Consider the following 13,596-nt stretch of genomic DNA (forward strand, 5'->3'; position numbering starts at 1 on the left):
GCTCGTACACCGTACAAGGGGGACCCCGCATGCCGGCGCACACCGCCAGCCAGACCGAACGGACACCGCAACCCACCGCTGCGCCGCACCGGAACCCCACCCGATGGGCCGTGCTCGCCGTCATCTGTCTCGCGCAGCTCACCGTGCTGCTGGACAACACCGTGCTCACCGTCGCCATCCCCTCCCTCACCGGCGAGATGGGGGCCTCGACGGCCGACGTCCAGTGGATGATCAACGCCTACTCGCTGGTCCAGGCCGGCCTGCTGCTCACCGCGGGCAACGCCGCCGACCGCTACGGGCGCAAGAAGATGCTGGTCACGGGGCTCGCCCTGTTCGGGCTCGGGTCGCTGGCCGCCGGCCTCGCGCAGAGCACGGGGCAGCTGATCGCCGCCCGCGCCGGTATGGGCGTCGGCGGGGCGCTGCTGATGACCACCACCCTCGCCGTGATCGTGCAGGTCTTCGACGACGAGGAGCGGCCCAAGGCCATCGGCCTGTGGGGCGCGGTCAGCTCGCTCGGCTTCGCGGCCGGCCCGCTCATCGGCGGCGCGCTGCTCAACCACTTCTGGTGGGGCTCGATCTTCCTGATCAACCTGCCGGTGGCCGTCGTCGGCCTGCTGGCGGTGCTCAAGTGGGTGCCCGAGTCCAAGAACCCCTCCGGCGACCGGCCGGACGTGCCCGGTGCGATCCTGTCCACCATCGGCATGACCGGTGTCGTCTTCGCGATCATCTCCGGGCCCGGGTACGGCTGGACCTCCGGCCGGGTGCTGGTCTCCGGCGCGATCGGCCTGGTCACGCTCGCCGCGTTCGCCCTGTGGGAGCGCCGCTGCCCGTACCCGATGCTGGACATGCACTTCTTCCGCAACAGCCGCTTCGTCGGCGCGGTCTCCGGCGGCATCCTGGTCGCCTTCGGCATGGGCGGTTCGTTCTTCCTGCTCACCCAGCACCTGCAGCTCGTCCTGGGCTACGACCCGCTGCAGACGGGCCTGCGCATGACGCCGCTCGCCCTGGTCATCGTCGTCCTCAACCTCACCGGCGTGGGCGCCCGGCTGCTGCCCAAGGTGGGCACCCCGCTCGCCATCGCCGGCGGCATGGGCCTGCTGGCCGGCGGCCTCGCGGCCATAGCGACCCTCGGGGCGCACGGCTACGGCGGCATGCTGCTGGGCCTGATCCTGATGGGCTGCGGCATCGCGCTGTCCATGCCGGCCATGGCCAACGCCATCATGTCGGCGATCCCGCCGGAGAAGGCCGGCGTCGGCGCCGGCGTCAACGGCACGCTGCAGGAATGCGGCAACGGCCTGGGCGTCGCGGTGCTGGGTGCCGTGCTGAACTCCCGCTTCGCCGCCCTCGTCCCGGCCGTCGCCGCCGGCGCGGGCTCGCTGCCGGCCGCCCTCTCCCACGCCCGTACGCCGGCCGATCGCGCCGCGATCGCCGACGCCTTCGCCACGGGCGTGCAGACCAGCCAGCTGGTGGGGGCCGCCGCCGTCCTCGCGGGCGGTGCCCTCGCGGCCGTCCTGCTCTACCGGGCCGAGCGGCAGCAGCAGGCCGGAGCGTGACAGCGGTGGGCACGGCATGACGACGCCCGCTCCGGGCGGGCCCTTCGGCCCGCCCGGAGCGGGCCGTAGCATTTCGGTACGGGGAGCGTGTCAGTGAAGAGGAAGAGGGCCGGCATGGCGGGCGGCAGCCGCGCGGACGCGGGCAGCATGCGGACCAGTGTGTGGCTGGCCGACAAGCAGGACGGTGCCCCCAAGCGCCGGTCGGGCGGGCAGAGCGGCGAGGGCGCCCTCGACCGGGAGCGGATCGTGGCCGCCACGGTGCGGCTGCTGGACGCCGAGGGCCTCGCGAAGTTCTCCATGCGCCGCCTGGCGGCGGAGCTCGGCGTGACCGCGATGTCGGTCTACTGGTACGTCGACACCAAGGACGACCTGCTCGAGCTCGCGATCGACGAGGTGTGGGGCGAGATCGCCCTGCCCGACCCCGCCGAGGAGACGGCCGACTGGCGCGACCAGCTGCGCGACCTGGTGAGCCAGTACCGCCGCACCCTGGTGGCCCACACCTGGCTGCCGCAGCTGCTCGGCCAGTACCTCAACATCGGGCCGCGGGCCATGACCTTCGCGAACACCTCGCTGGCCGTCATCCGGCGCAGCGGGGTGGCGCCCCACGCGCTGACCGGCGCGATCTCGGCGGTGTTCCAGTTCGCGTACGGCTTCGCCGCCACGCAGGGGCTGTACATGGAGCGCTGCCGGGCGGCGGGGGTCGGCGAGGACGAGTACTACGCCCACGTGATGCAGGTCGTCACGGAGCGGACGGACTTCACCGAGCAGTACCGGGAGGCCGCCGAGATCGCCGAGAAGCGCGGCGAGCAGACCGTCGCCCAGATGTGGGAGCACGACTTCGGCATGGGCCTGGAGACGGTGATCGCCGGCATAGAGGTCCTGCGCGACCGCACCCCGTAGGGGCGCAGAGCTTGGCGCGAAAACCGCGAAGTGCCGGGTACGTCCGTGGCGTACCCGGCACTTCGCATGCCCGGTGCGGGTGCGAGCAGGCCGTCCCCTGCCCTTGTGCCCGCCCCCGCACCGGGAGCTCGTCAGCCGCGCTTGAGCGCGACCTCCTTGATGAACAGCGTCACGATGAACGCGATCAGCGCGCACGGCGCCGCGTAGAGGAACACGTCGCCGATGCCGTGGCCGTACGCGCTCTCCATGACCGTCCGCAGCGGGGCGGGCAGCGCCTTCAGGTCGGGGATGCCGCCGCCGGACGTACCGCCGTGGCCCATGGCCGCCGTGGCCTTCGGGCCGAGCTTGACCAGCCCGTCGCGGACGTAGTCCGGCACCCGGTTGGCGAGCACCGCGCCCAGCACGGAGACGCCCACCGCACCGCCGAGGGAGCGGAAGAAGGTGACGACGGAGCTGGCGGCGCCGAGGTCCTTGGGCTCGACCTGGTTCTGCGAGGCGAGGACCAGGTTCTGCATCATCATGCCGATGCCCAGACCGGTGAGCGCCATGTAGATCGCCAGGTGCCAGTACGGGGTGTCGTAGCGCATCGTGCCCAGCAGGCCCAGGCCCGCGGTCAGCAGCACACCGCCGCTGAGCAGCCACGCCTTCCAGCGGCCGGTCTTGGTGATGATCTGGCCGGAGACGGTCGAGGAGACGAACAGGCCGCCGATCATCGGGATGGTCAGCACGCCGGACATCGTCGGCGACTCACCGCGCGCCAGCTGGAAGTACTGGGAGAAGAAGACGGTGCCGGCGAACATCGCCACACCCACGAAGAGGCTCGCGAGCGAGGACAGCGCGATCGTCGGGTTGCGGAACAGCCGCAGCGGGATGATCGGTTCCGCGGCGCGCGTCTCGGCCAGGAGGAAGAGCAGGGCGAGCAGCAGCGAGCCGCCGACCATGACGCCGGTCTGCCACGAGATCCAGTCGTAGTCCTTGCCCTTGCCGGCGCGGGTGACCCAGATCAGCAGCAGGGTGACGGAGGCGGTGATGAAGAAGGCGCCCAGCCAGTCGACCTTCACGTCGCGCTTGACCACGGGCAGCTTGAGGGTCTTCTGCAGCACGATCAGCGCGATGATCGCGAAGGGCACGCCGACGTAGAAGCACCAGCGCCAGCCCAGCCAGTCGGTGTCGGTGATGACGCCGCCCAGCAGCGGGCCGCCGACGGTGGCGACGGCGAAGGTCGCGCCGAGGTAGCCGGAGTAACGGCCGCGCTCGCGCGGGGAGATCATCGCGGCCATGACGATCTGCGCCAGGGCGGACAGACCGCCGACGCCGATGCCCTGCACGACGCGGCAGGCGATCAGGGTGCCGGTGTTCTGCGACAGGCCGGCCACGACCGAGCCCGCCACGTAGACGACCAGCGCCAGCTGCACCAGCAGCTTCTTGCTGAACAGGTCGGAGAGCTTGCCCCACAGCGGGGTCGAGGCGGTCATCGCCAGCAGGGACGCGGTGACGACCCAGGTGTACGACGACTGGCTGCCGTGCAGGTCGTGGATGATCTCCGGCAGCGCGTTCGAGACGATCGTCGAGGAGAGGATCGCCACGAACATGCCGAGCAGCAGTCCGGACAGCGCCTCCATTATCTGGCGGTGCGTCATGGGCGCGGCGTCGGCGGTGGGGGAAGGTGCTCCGGTGGCGTCCCGTACACCGGCTGGTGTGGACTTGGCCATGGACTTCCTTTCTCGGTGGGGGTGTCAGACGGGCGTACGGGTGGCGGCTGCGGGGGTACGGGGACGGCAGTCCCCGAAGCTGGTGCGCAGCCGCTTCATCAGGCCGATGAGGTGGCCGACGTCGTCGTCGGACCAGTCCTCCAGAGCGGTGGCCAGCGCCTGCGTGTAGCGCCGGCTCACCTCCTCCAGCAACGCCTCTCCGCTGGGCGTGAGGCTCAGCAGCCGGGACCGCCGGTCGAGGGGGTCCGCCCGCCGGTCGAGCCAGCCGCGCTCGGCGGCGTGGGCGACGTGCCGGCTGGTCACCGACGCGTCGATGGCCATCAGCTCGCCGAGGCGGCTCATGCGCATGTCGCCGTCCTGCTTGAGCAGGGCGAGCATGATCGCGGTGGCCGGGTGGCAGTCCTGGGGCAGGCTCCGGCTCAGGCCGCGCTTGACGGCACCGATGGCACTGAGTTGGCGGGCCAGCTCTTCGTACTGCTCCTGTGCGGCCATGGGCCTGCTCCTCGGACTTTAGGTTGCTTCAGGCAACTGTAAGAAAGATTGGTTGCTGAAGGCAAACGAAAAGTAGGAAAATCGGGTAAAAGAAACCCCAAGGCTTGCCCGAGTGGCCGTAAAGCAGCAGCCCCGCGGCCCGGCGCCGCCCCGGCTTCGCTAGGGTCCTGGCCCATGGCCAACCCGCAGCATCCCCAAGCCCACCAGGACGGCCCCTACGACCCGGCGGGCAGCACGCAGATGTTCCGCGCCTTCGTCGACGAGGCCGCACCGGCGGCGCCGGGCGCGCCGCGCGCCGCGGCGCCCGCGACCCACGGACGCCGCCGCGACGGCGGAGGGGGGCGCGTGGGCGTGCTCCTCGGCGTGATCGCCGCGATCGCCCTCGTGGCGGCCGCGGCCTGGCTCGCACTGGCGTAGTCCCTTACCGGCCGCGCCTGCGGCAGGGTGCGCCCCCAAGGGGCGCGGGGCGTTGTCGATCTGCGGCTGCCGCCGCGTGGGCGCGACAAGCCACGACGTGCCTGCAGTCGGGCCCCGAGGTGGCGAGTCGGTTCCGGGCGTCGCCGGCCGATCGCGTCGTTCCCCGCGCCCCTGACGGGGCGCCGCGGTGGCGCGTGACGAAGATCCGCCGCGCCCGCACTACCGCCAGTCGACGGCGACGTCCCGCGTCTCGATCCACATCCCCGGCAGGACGCGCCACGCGTCCACGCACACCGTCCACTTCGCCTCCGCCGCCTCGCCCGCGGCGAGCGGGGCGGGCAGGGGGCGGGTCGTGGTGACGGTCGTCCAGTCTGTGTCGCCCCACAGGCCCAGGACGTGCGTCCCCAGGGTGACCGTGCCCTCCGCGATCGGGCCGCCGCCCGTGTTCGTGAAGGTCAGCGCGACCTGCTCGCACCAGCGCTCGTCGGCGGGTTCCCGGCGCGGGGCGCTCACCTGCAATGCAGGCGGGGAGGGGGACGGCGAGGGCTGCGGCGCAGCCGTGGGTGTGCGGCTGCCGCTGCTCCTCGTGGGGCTCGCGCCCCCGCTCGTGGCGGGAGCCGGAACGGGCCGGTGCGCGGGCGGTGCGGAGCGCGGAGCCGGTACGGGGCGGCGCACCGCGGGCGTCGGTGTCGGCGTGGGCCTCGGCGTTGCCGTGACGCGCGAGGGCGAAGGTGACGGCGAAGGCGACGGCAGCGGCACGTACCGTACGCCGTCCTGCGGCGGCACGTTGCCGCCGGGGCCGGCGTCCCCTGCGGCGACGTAGCCGTCACGGGCAGCGCTGTCGCAGCCGGCGGCGAGGGCGCCCAGGGCGCCCGCCGTACCCAGCCAGAGCGCGGCGGCCGAAGCGGAGACGAGCGTCTTCCGTCGCATCGGCCCAGTTTCGCTGACGGTACGTCAGCTGTACATGTCTCAGTCGGAGATGAGGCCCTCGCGCAGCTGCGCCAGCGTGCGGGTCAGCAGCCGGGAGACGTGCATCTGGGAGATGCCGACCTCCTCGCCGATCTGCGACTGCGTCATGTTGGCGAAGAACCGCAGCATGATGATCTGCCGTTCGCGCGCGGGCAGCTTGGCCAGCAGCGGCTTGAGCGACTCGCGGTACTCCACGCCCTCCAGCGCCGTGTCCTCGTAGCCCAGGCGGTCGGCCAGCGAGCCCTCGCCGCCGTCGTCCTCGGGGGAGGGGGAGTCCAGGGAGCTGGCGGTGTAGGCGTTGCCGACGGCGAGGCCGTCGACGACGTCCTCCTCGGAGACGCCGAGGCACACGGCCAGTTCCGGCACGGTGGGGGAGCGGTCGAGCTTCTGTGCGAGCTCGTCGCTGGCCTTGGTCAGGGCCAGGCGCAGCTCCTGCAGGCGGCGCGGCACGCGCACGGACCAGCTGGTGTCGCGGAAGAAGCGTTTGATCTCGCCGACGACCGTGGGCATGGCGAACGTCGGGAATTCGACCCCGCGTTCGCAGTCGAACCGGTCGATCGCCTTGATCAGCCCGATCGTCCCGACCTGGACGATGTCCTCCATGGGCTCGTTGCGGCTGCGGAAACGGGCGGCGGCGTAGCGCACGAGGGGGAGGTTGAGCTCGATGAGGGTGTCGCGCACGTACGCCCGCTCGGCGCTGCCGGGCTCCAGGGTGGCCAGCCGCAGGAACAACGAGCGGGAGAGGGTGCGGGTGTCGATGGCTTCGCAGTTGTCGAGCACGGTCTGCGGAGCCGCCTGCGGTGCGTCGTTGGCGAGCACCTTCGCGCTGCCCAGGTCTACGGACATGCCACCCCCTTGAGGTCGCGGACGGGTCACAGCGGCGCCCTCGCACGAGGGATTCAGCCTCCACCTGAATACCGGAGGCTGCGCTGTGGCAAACGCAGTTCCTGCAGAATGTCACATGTCGGCAACACGCTGTAGCGCCAAGTCGATATATCTTCCCCATGTCACCGGGGGGCTGTCACCCGCAGGGGTTAGGCATCGATTCGATTTGCGGAGCGCAGACGGGCGAAGCTCCGTGAGAGTAGCCGGGACACATGCATCTGCGACACCCCCAGCTCCGCGCTGATCTGCGACTGCGTCAAATTGCTGTAGTAGCGCAGCAGAAGGATGCGCTGTTCCCGCTCCGGAAGCTGTACGAGCAGGTGGCGCACCAGATCACGGTGCTCGACCCCCGCCAGCGCGGGGTCCTCGTAGCCGAGCCGGTCGAGCAGTCCGGGCAGGCCGTCGCCCTCCTGCGCGGCCTCCAGGGAGGTGGCGTGATAGGAGCGGCCGGCCTCGATGCAGGCCAGCACCTCCTCCTCGGCGATGTTGAGCCGTTCGGCGATCTCGGCGGTGGTCGGTGAGCGGCCGTGCAGCACCGTCAGGTCCTCGGTGGCGCCGTTGACCTGCACCCACAGCTCGTGCAGGCGCCGCGGCACGTGCACGGTGCGCACGTTGTCGCGGAAGTAGCGCTTGATCTCCCCGACCACGGTGGGCATGGCGAACGTCGGGAACTGCACGCCCCGGTCGGGGTCGAAGCGGTCGATCGCGTTGATGAGCCCGATGGTGCCCACCTGCACCACGTCCTCCATGGGTTCGTTGCGGCTGCGAAAGCGCGCCGCGGCGTACCGCACGAGCGGGAGGTTGGCTTCGATCAGGGCGGCGCGCACGCGGGCGTGCTCCGGCGTGCCGGGCTGGAGCTTCACGAACTCCTTGAAGAGCACCTGCGTCAGGGCGCGCGCGTCGGCGCCGCGGCCCTCGCGGGTCCGGCCGGCGGGCGGGGCCGGCTGCGCGGAGTCCTCCCCGCGCTCGTCCGGCACCCCGTCGGCGTGCGGCTGCTCGGCGTCCCTTTCGCCGGTGGGCTCATCGCGCCGGAGGGGGGCTTCAGGCGCTGTACGGGCCGGCACGGTCACCACCCCTTCGCGGTCAAATTCGATCAACTCATCCGGCAAAAGCGGTCATAGCATCACAAGACATGTCCGTTGTGTGCAAGCACCGCATAAAGCCGTGTTGACGTCAAAAGCCGCCCCCCACCGAGGCGGTGAGGGGCGGCGAAGAGCGGCGGACCGGCGTGCTCCGGTGCGGGGACCGGGCGGGCGCCGGATACCGGGCCGGGTCAGAACACGTAGTCGGCGATCACCCAGGTCGCGAATTCGCGCCACTGGGCGACGCCCGCCTGGTGGGCCGGGTGGTCCAGGTAGCGCTGCAGCGCGTCGGTGTCCTCGACGGAGCAGTTGATGGCGTAGTCGTAGGCGATCGGCCGGTCCGAGACGTTCCAGCCGCACTCCCAGGAGCGCAGGTCCTCGATGGCCTCGCCCAACCCCTCGAAGGCGCGTACGCCGGCGACGACGCGCGGGTCGTCGCGCTCCACGCCCTCATCGAGCTTGAACAGCACCAGGTGGCGGATCACAGGCGTCCTCGTCCTCTCGGCTCAGCTGATCAGCTGGGTCATGAACTCGCCGATGTTCTTGGCGGCGTCCGAAATGCCCTCGAACCCTATCTGCACCAGCTCGGCCGAGCGGGCGGGGGAGTGGATGATCGTGTACGCCACGAAGATGCCCAGGCCCCAGAGCACGACCTTCTTCGTCTGCACCGCGCACTGCCTCCCCTGTTGCCGTCCCCTGTGCGGTCGCGTGAGTCTATCCGTGCATCCGTGCGAGGGAACGGATGGCCGAAAACTGGCGGCGTGTCGGACCGTCGTGTCGCGCTTCACTCCCTTACGCGGCATTTAAGGACCTTCGGCCCTATGGGCCGGGCCCTTCGCCGGGCTCCGCGACGCGGGCGCAGGCGGAGGATGGAGGCCGGTCCGGGGATCTGGCAGGAATCCCCCGGGCCTCGGGATACGGCCTCACTGCGGGGCCGGGCCGCGCGAATCCCCCCCGACCGCGGCCCGTGCCGGAGACCGTGTCCTCGTCGGGGGAGGCGGCTCGCCCCTTGCGCCGCCTCCCCCGTGCACCAACCGCCGGAAGCCCCGGCTCCGGACCATTTCGCGCACGGGTCCGGAGCCGGGGCTTCCGCGCTTTTCCCGGTGCCGCCGGACAGGTGAAAACCGCCCACTCCCGGGGCACCACAAGGGCACACGATGTGCCCGATGAGGGAGGGCGGTGAGGTTCGCCATGGGCGTGCACGAGCTCGCCTTCACCATGCGGGAACGCGTGGTCGGAGGAGCGGTCGTCATGGAACTGGTGGGAGAGATCGACATCCTGGCCGAGCAGGTGCTCGGCCCGCGCATGGAAGCACTCGCGGCACGCTGCCGCGACCTGGTCGTCGACCTGCGCGCAGTGACGTTCCTGGACGCGAGCGGCGTCCGCCTGCTCCTGCGCGTCCGGGCACGGGCGCTGCGGGGCGGAGGGTGCCTGCGGGTGGTGCGGGGCGGGGCGATGGTCTCGAAGGTGATCCGCATCTCCGGCGCGGAACCGGCGTTCCGCTGGATCGACGACTTCCCGTCCCCAATAGCCGGCAGCGTGCCGGCGTAGCCCCTGCCCGCCGGCACCACGGCGCCCCGCAGGGGCGCGGGGAACTGCGCGGCGAGCCACGATGCGCTCGCAGGTCGGGAAGTGCCTCGGCTGCGGGCCGTCGGTGGCCGATCGCGCAGTTCCCCGCGCCCCTGCGGGGCGCCGTGGTGCCCGGTGGGGGCGCGGGGAACTGCGCGAGGAGCCGCGCCGTCACCCCGTCGCGAACTCCTCCGCCAGCACCACCGCCACCTCCGCCGCCTCCGCCGCCCCCCGCCGCGTCAGCAACTCGTGCGCCTCCCGCAACGCTCCCCACGCCAGCCGCGGCTCGCCCAGGGCAAGTTGCGCCCGCCCGCGCGCCGCCAGCGCCAGCGCACGGATGTGCGCGTCCCCCAGCACCGCTTCCGCCGCCAGCGCCGCGTCGGCGGCCGCGATCGCCTCCCGGTGCCGCAGCTGCGCCAGCCGGCACTGGGCCAGCCGGGCCCGTACGAGCGCCTCCCAGCGCGGGTCGGTCCCGTCCGGGCCGGCCGTCTCCAGCGCTTCGCGCATCCGGTCCGCCGCGGCGGCCGAGCGGCCGGCCCGCAGGTGGACGCGGCCCGACTCGGCGAGCACCCGCGCCAGGGCGGTCGGCCCGCCGGCCTCCCGCGCCAGGGCCGTGGCCCGGTCGACGGCGCGCAGTGCCTCCTCGGTGCGCCCCACCGCCACGTACGCCCCGGCCGCCTCGGCCAGTGCCTCGGCGGCGTCGGCCTGCGCACCGTCCTCCCGCAGGCGTTCCTCGGCGCGCACCAGCAGGGGCAGCGCGTCCTCGGGGCGGCCCAGCTCCAGGAGGACGAGGGCGAGTTGGCGGCCCGTGAGCAGGGGCGCGAGGGCGTCGCCGGCCGCCTCGCCCCACCGCAGGGCCGCCCGCAGTTCGCGTTCGGCGCGCTCGTAGGTGTCGGCGCCGGGCCGGGGCGCGGCGACGAGCCGCAGGGCGCGGGCCGCGCACGCGTCGTCGCCGCCGCGGCGGGCCCGGTCCAGGGCCTGCCGGGCGAGGGCCGTCAGGTCCGCGGCGGGAGCGAGTTCGCCCCATACGGTCAGCAGGTCGACGGCGAGGGGCAGCGCGGCGTCGGCGCCCGCGTACAACACCTGCCGCATGGTGGCGAGCACCTGCGGCTGCGCCTCGTGCACCCACCGCCGCGCGGCCGCGGCCCCCGGCAGCGGCAGCCCGCCTCCGGCGGCGCCGTGCAGCAGATGGCGGGGTACGACGTTGCCGGGGCGCAGGTGCTGCAGGGCGCCGACGGCGGTGGCGAGCCGATGCGCGGCGAGCCGCATCAGGGCGGCTTCGCGCACGGCGGCACTGTCACTGCGGTCGCTCTCCCGGCGCACGAAGTCCTCGACGAGGGCATGCCGCCGGTACCGCCCGGAGGGCAACGGCTCCAACAGCCCCGCGTCGACGAGCGAGGCGATCACCCGGGCGGCGTCCTCGACCGAGTCATCGACCGCGTCCTCACCGCCGAGGTCCCCGGCCCCCGCCGTCGCCCCCGCCTCCCCCGTCCCGAGCAGCGCCGCGGCCGCTGCCGCGTCCGCGTGGTCCGCGTCCGGGAGGCACAGGAGGCGCAGGGCCGCGGCCGTCGCCCGGTCCAGGGCCTCGTAGCCGACGCGCAGTGCCGCCTCGACCGCCGTGTCGGTGCCCGCACCGTGGTGCTCCAGGCGGGTCCGTTCCTCGTGGAGGCGGGCGGCCACGTCGGCCAGCGTCCAGGCGGAACGTTCCGCCAGGCGTCCGCCGGCGAGGCGTACGGCCAGGGGGAGGGCCTCGCAGGCCGCCACCACGGCGGCCGCGGGGGCGGTCGGGCCCGTCGTGTCGCTGCCGCTCACCGCGGCCAGGAGGCGGAGTGCGTCCTTCTCCTCCAGGGGGCCCACCTCGACCGTCCGCGCCCCGGGCAGCTGCAGGGGCGTCCGGCTCGTGACGAGGACGGCGCAGCCGGCGGCGCCGGGGAGCAGGGGGAGGACCTGCTGTTCGTCGTGGGCGTCGTCGAGCAGGAGCACGGTGCGGCGTTCGGCGAGCAGCGAGCGCAGCAGGGCGGCCCTGCGGTCGGTGCCGTGCGGCAGGGCGGCGTCGGTGGTGCCGAGGTCGTGCAGCAGGCCGGCGAGGACCGTGCCCGCGTCCGGCGGCAGTGCGCGCGTGCCGCGCAGGTCGGCCCACAGCGGTCCGTCGGGGTGGCGGGCGCGCAGTGCCCGGGCGACGTGGACGGCGAGGGCGCTCTTCCCGGCCCCGCCGGGGCCGGTGAGGACGACGACGTGGGCGCCGTCGCCGGTGAGGGCGGCGCGGATGGTGGCGGCGAGTTCGTCGCGGCCGGTGAAGCCGTAGGGCGGCTCGGGCGGCAGCCGGTCCGCGCGGTGCCGCGGGGTCGTGGGGGCCGACCGGCCGACCGGGCCCGGCCGGGGCGGGGCGAGGGCCGGGTCGCCGGCCAGGACCTGCTCGTGGAGGCGGACGAGTTCCGGTCCGGGCCCGGGGCCGCCGCCTTCGGTGAGCAGGCGGGCGGTCTCGGTGAAGACGGCCAGGGCCTCGGCCTGCCGGCCGGCGCGGTGCAGGGCGAGCATGAGCAGGGCGCGGGTGCGTTCGCGCAGGGGGTGTTCGGTGGCGAGGGCGCGCAGCCCGGTGATGGCGTCGGCGTGCCGGCCGAGGGCGATGGCGCAGTCGTGGAGGTCCTCGCGGGCGCCTGTGTGCAGGGCGCGCAGGCGTTCGCGTTCGCGGTCGATGCCGGGTCCGGGCAGTCCGGTCAGGGCGGTGCCGCTCTCCCAGGCGGCCAGCGCGGCGGTCAGGTGTTCGTGGGCCGCGGTGAGGTCGCCGGCGGCGCGGGCCCGGGCGGCGGTGGCCAGGCGCCGGTCGAAGAGGGCCGCGTCGAGTGCGTCGTCGGGGACGTGCAGGGCGTAGCCGGTGCCGGTGGAGACGAGGATCCTGGCGCGGGCCCGTGGTGCCCGTTCGGGTTCGATGACGGCGCGCAGGCGCGTGATGTAGGTGCGCAGGGTGTCGGTGGCCCGGTGCGGCGGGTCCTGGCCCCACAGGGCGTCGATCAGCTCGGGGGTGCTCATGGTGCGCCCGCGGCGCAGCAGCAGGAGGGCGAGGGCGGCCCGCTCCTGGGGGGAGCCCAGCTTCAGGGGCTGGCCGTCCCGGTCGGCCCGTACGTGGCCGAGGACGTGGAAGCGCAGGGTCATGAGCCGACCGCTTTCGCTACCCGCAGTGGTGCAAATGATCTGAAATGCACGTACTCGTACATAACCCGACACGCCGTCAGGCAAACGCAGGCGCCGACGCAGCCGCGTGAACGCCGCGCAAACGCAGATCACCCCCGGTCCGCTCGCGCGGTCCGGGGGTGATCCCTGGCGGTAGCGGTGGGATTTGAACCCACGGAGGAGTTGCCCCCTCACACGCTTTCGAGGCGTGCTCCTTCGGCCGCTCGGACACGCTACCGAGAGGAAGCTTAGCGGACGGGGTGCCGTCTTCCGAAATCGGTTCCCCGATCGCCTCCCCGATCGCCTCCCCGATCGCCTCCCCGGAAGAAGCGCGTGAGGAGTCCGGCGCACTCCTCGTCGAGCACCCCGGAGATCACTTCGGGGCGGTGGTTGAGGCGGCGGTCGCGGACGACGTCCCACAGGGAGCCGGCCGCGCCCGCCTTCTCGTCGGCCGCGCCGTAGACGACGCGGTCCAGGCGGGAGAGGACGATCGCACCCGCGCACATCGTGCACGGTTCGAGCGTGACGACCAGCGTGCAGCCCGACAGCCGCCACTCGCCGACGGCGCGGGCGGCCTCGCGGAGGGCCAGCACCTCGGCGTGGCCGGTGGGGTCGCCGGTGGCCTCGCGCTCGTTGCGACCCCGGCCGATCACGGATCCGTCGGGGCCGAGCACGACCGCGCCGACCGGCACGTCGCCGGTGTCCGGGGCCCGCTCGGCCTCGGCGAGCGCGGCCCGCATGGGGGCGAGCCACGGGTCGCGTACGGGGTCGTGGGCGGGCTCCGGCGCGGTGGGCGCACCCGGGCCGGCACTCCGGTCGGCGGCTTCGTTCATGGCACCAGTGTGG

General features: G+C 73.4%; 13 protein-coding genes and 1 tRNA gene. 4 read left to right on the forward strand and 10 right to left on the reverse strand.

What is annotated here, in order from left to right:
• Positions 1-29: 29 nt before the first annotated feature.
• Together AC27L3_RS09050 and AC27L3_RS09055 are read left to right on the forward strand one after the other, a co-directional pair.
• Positions 30-1,553: an MFS transporter gene (locus AC27L3_RS09050; RefSeq protein WP_487233461.1), complete on the forward strand. Its 1,524-nt coding sequence runs from the start codon at positions 30-32 to the stop codon at positions 1,551-1,553.
• A 93-nt stretch (positions 1,554-1,646) separates the two neighbouring features.
• Positions 1,647-2,453: a TetR/AcrR family transcriptional regulator gene (locus tag AC27L3_RS09055; RefSeq protein WP_487233462.1), complete on the forward strand. Its 807-nt coding sequence runs from the start codon at positions 1,647-1,649 to the stop codon at positions 2,451-2,453.
• A gap of 131 nt (positions 2,454-2,584) precedes the next feature.
• Here AC27L3_RS09055 and AC27L3_RS09060 read toward each other — a convergent pair whose 3' ends face one another.
• Together AC27L3_RS09060 and AC27L3_RS09065 are read right to left on the reverse strand one after the other, a co-directional pair.
• A complete protein-coding gene (locus AC27L3_RS09060; RefSeq protein ID WP_487233514.1) occupies positions 2,585-4,093 on the reverse strand; it encodes an MDR family MFS transporter in 1,509 nt (502 codons plus the stop codon).
• 96 nt (positions 4,094-4,189) lie between these two features.
• Positions 4,190-4,657: a MarR family winged helix-turn-helix transcriptional regulator gene (locus AC27L3_RS09065; protein ID WP_487233463.1), complete on the reverse strand. Its 468-nt coding sequence runs from the start codon at positions 4,655-4,657 to the stop codon at positions 4,190-4,192.
• Positions 4,658-4,831: 174 nt separating this feature from the next.
• Here AC27L3_RS09065 and AC27L3_RS09070 point away from each other — a divergent pair, with 174 nt between their 5' ends.
• Entirely contained in the window at positions 4,832-5,074 is a 243-nt protein-coding gene (locus tag AC27L3_RS09070) for a hypothetical protein (RefSeq protein ID WP_487233464.1), read from the forward strand.
• A gap of 219 nt (positions 5,075-5,293) precedes the next feature.
• Here AC27L3_RS09070 and AC27L3_RS09075 read toward each other — a convergent pair whose 3' ends face one another.
• From AC27L3_RS09075 to AC27L3_RS09095, 5 genes are all read right to left on the reverse strand, one after another.
• Positions 5,294-6,004 (reverse strand): hypothetical protein, encoded by a 711-nt coding sequence (locus AC27L3_RS09075; RefSeq protein ID WP_487233465.1) that lies wholly within the window; start codon positions 6,002-6,004, stop codon positions 5,294-5,296.
• Between the two features lie 39 nt (positions 6,005-6,043).
• Positions 6,044-6,889 (reverse strand): RNA polymerase sigma factor SigF, encoded by an 846-nt coding sequence (locus tag AC27L3_RS09080; protein WP_365965112.1) that lies wholly within the window; start codon positions 6,887-6,889, stop codon positions 6,044-6,046.
• 188 nt (positions 6,890-7,077) lie between these two features.
• On the reverse strand, positions 7,078-7,992 hold the full coding sequence (locus AC27L3_RS09085) for an RNA polymerase sigma factor SigF (RefSeq protein ID WP_487233466.1): 915 nt from the start codon (positions 7,990-7,992) through the stop codon (positions 7,078-7,080).
• 209 nt (positions 7,993-8,201) lie between these two features.
• The gene (locus AC27L3_RS09090) at positions 8,202-8,495 is read right to left on the reverse strand and encodes a Dabb family protein (RefSeq protein WP_344433155.1); all 294 of its coding nucleotides are present in this window, start codon (positions 8,493-8,495) and stop codon (positions 8,202-8,204) included.
• Positions 8,496-8,516: 21 nt separating this feature from the next.
• A complete protein-coding gene (locus tag AC27L3_RS09095) occupies positions 8,517-8,678 on the reverse strand; it encodes a hypothetical protein (protein WP_365965113.1) in 162 nt (53 codons plus the stop codon).
• Positions 8,679-9,189: 511 nt separating this feature from the next.
• On the opposite strand from AC27L3_RS09095, the gene AC27L3_RS09100 reads away from it, so the two are divergent.
• Positions 9,190-9,561 (forward strand): STAS domain-containing protein, encoded by a 372-nt coding sequence (locus AC27L3_RS09100; protein ID WP_487233467.1) that lies wholly within the window; start codon positions 9,190-9,192, stop codon positions 9,559-9,561.
• Between the two features lie 189 nt (positions 9,562-9,750).
• On the opposite strand, the gene AC27L3_RS09105 is transcribed toward AC27L3_RS09100, so the two are convergent.
• From AC27L3_RS09105 to tadA, 3 genes are all read right to left on the reverse strand, one after another.
• Positions 9,751-12,732, reverse strand: a complete 2,982-nt coding sequence (locus AC27L3_RS09105; protein ID WP_487233468.1) for an AfsR/SARP family transcriptional regulator — start codon at positions 12,730-12,732, stop codon at positions 9,751-9,753.
• Positions 12,733-12,898: 166 nt separating this feature from the next.
• Positions 12,899-12,988 (reverse strand) — tRNA-Ser (locus AC27L3_RS09110).
• Between the two features lie 10 nt (positions 12,989-12,998).
• Entirely contained in the window at positions 12,999-13,583 is a 585-nt protein-coding gene (tadA, locus tag AC27L3_RS09115; RefSeq protein ID WP_487233469.1) for a tRNA adenosine(34) deaminase TadA, read from the reverse strand.
• Between the last annotated feature and the right edge of the window lie 13 nt (positions 13,584-13,596).

The organism is Streptomyces sp. PKA51, assembly GCF_057552455.1.

Excerpts from the sequence above, each read along its gene's own strand:
- AC27L3_RS09050 (WP_487233461.1), top strand. The coding sequence starts at position 30 with ATGCCGGCGCACACCGCCAGCCAGACCGAACGGACACCGCAACCCACC.
- AC27L3_RS09060 (WP_487233514.1), bottom strand. The coding sequence starts at position 4,093 with ATGACGCACCGCCAGATAATGGAGGCGCTGTCCGGACTGCTGCTCGGC.
- AC27L3_RS09065 (WP_487233463.1), bottom strand. The coding sequence starts at position 4,657 with ATGGCCGCACAGGAGCAGTACGAAGAGCTGGCCCGCCAACTCAGTGCC.
- AC27L3_RS09070 (WP_487233464.1), top strand. The coding sequence starts at position 4,832 with ATGGCCAACCCGCAGCATCCCCAAGCCCACCAGGACGGCCCCTACGAC.
- AC27L3_RS09075 (WP_487233465.1), bottom strand. The coding sequence starts at position 6,004 with ATGCGACGGAAGACGCTCGTCTCCGCTTCGGCCGCCGCGCTCTGGCTG.
- AC27L3_RS09080 (WP_365965112.1), bottom strand. The coding sequence starts at position 6,889 with ATGTCCGTAGACCTGGGCAGCGCGAAGGTGCTCGCCAACGACGCACCG.
- AC27L3_RS09105 (WP_487233468.1), bottom strand. The coding sequence starts at position 12,732 with ATGACCCTGCGCTTCCACGTCCTCGGCCACGTACGGGCCGACCGGGAC.
- tadA (WP_487233469.1), bottom strand. The coding sequence starts at position 13,583 with ATGAACGAAGCCGCCGACCGGAGTGCCGGCCCGGGTGCGCCCACCGCG.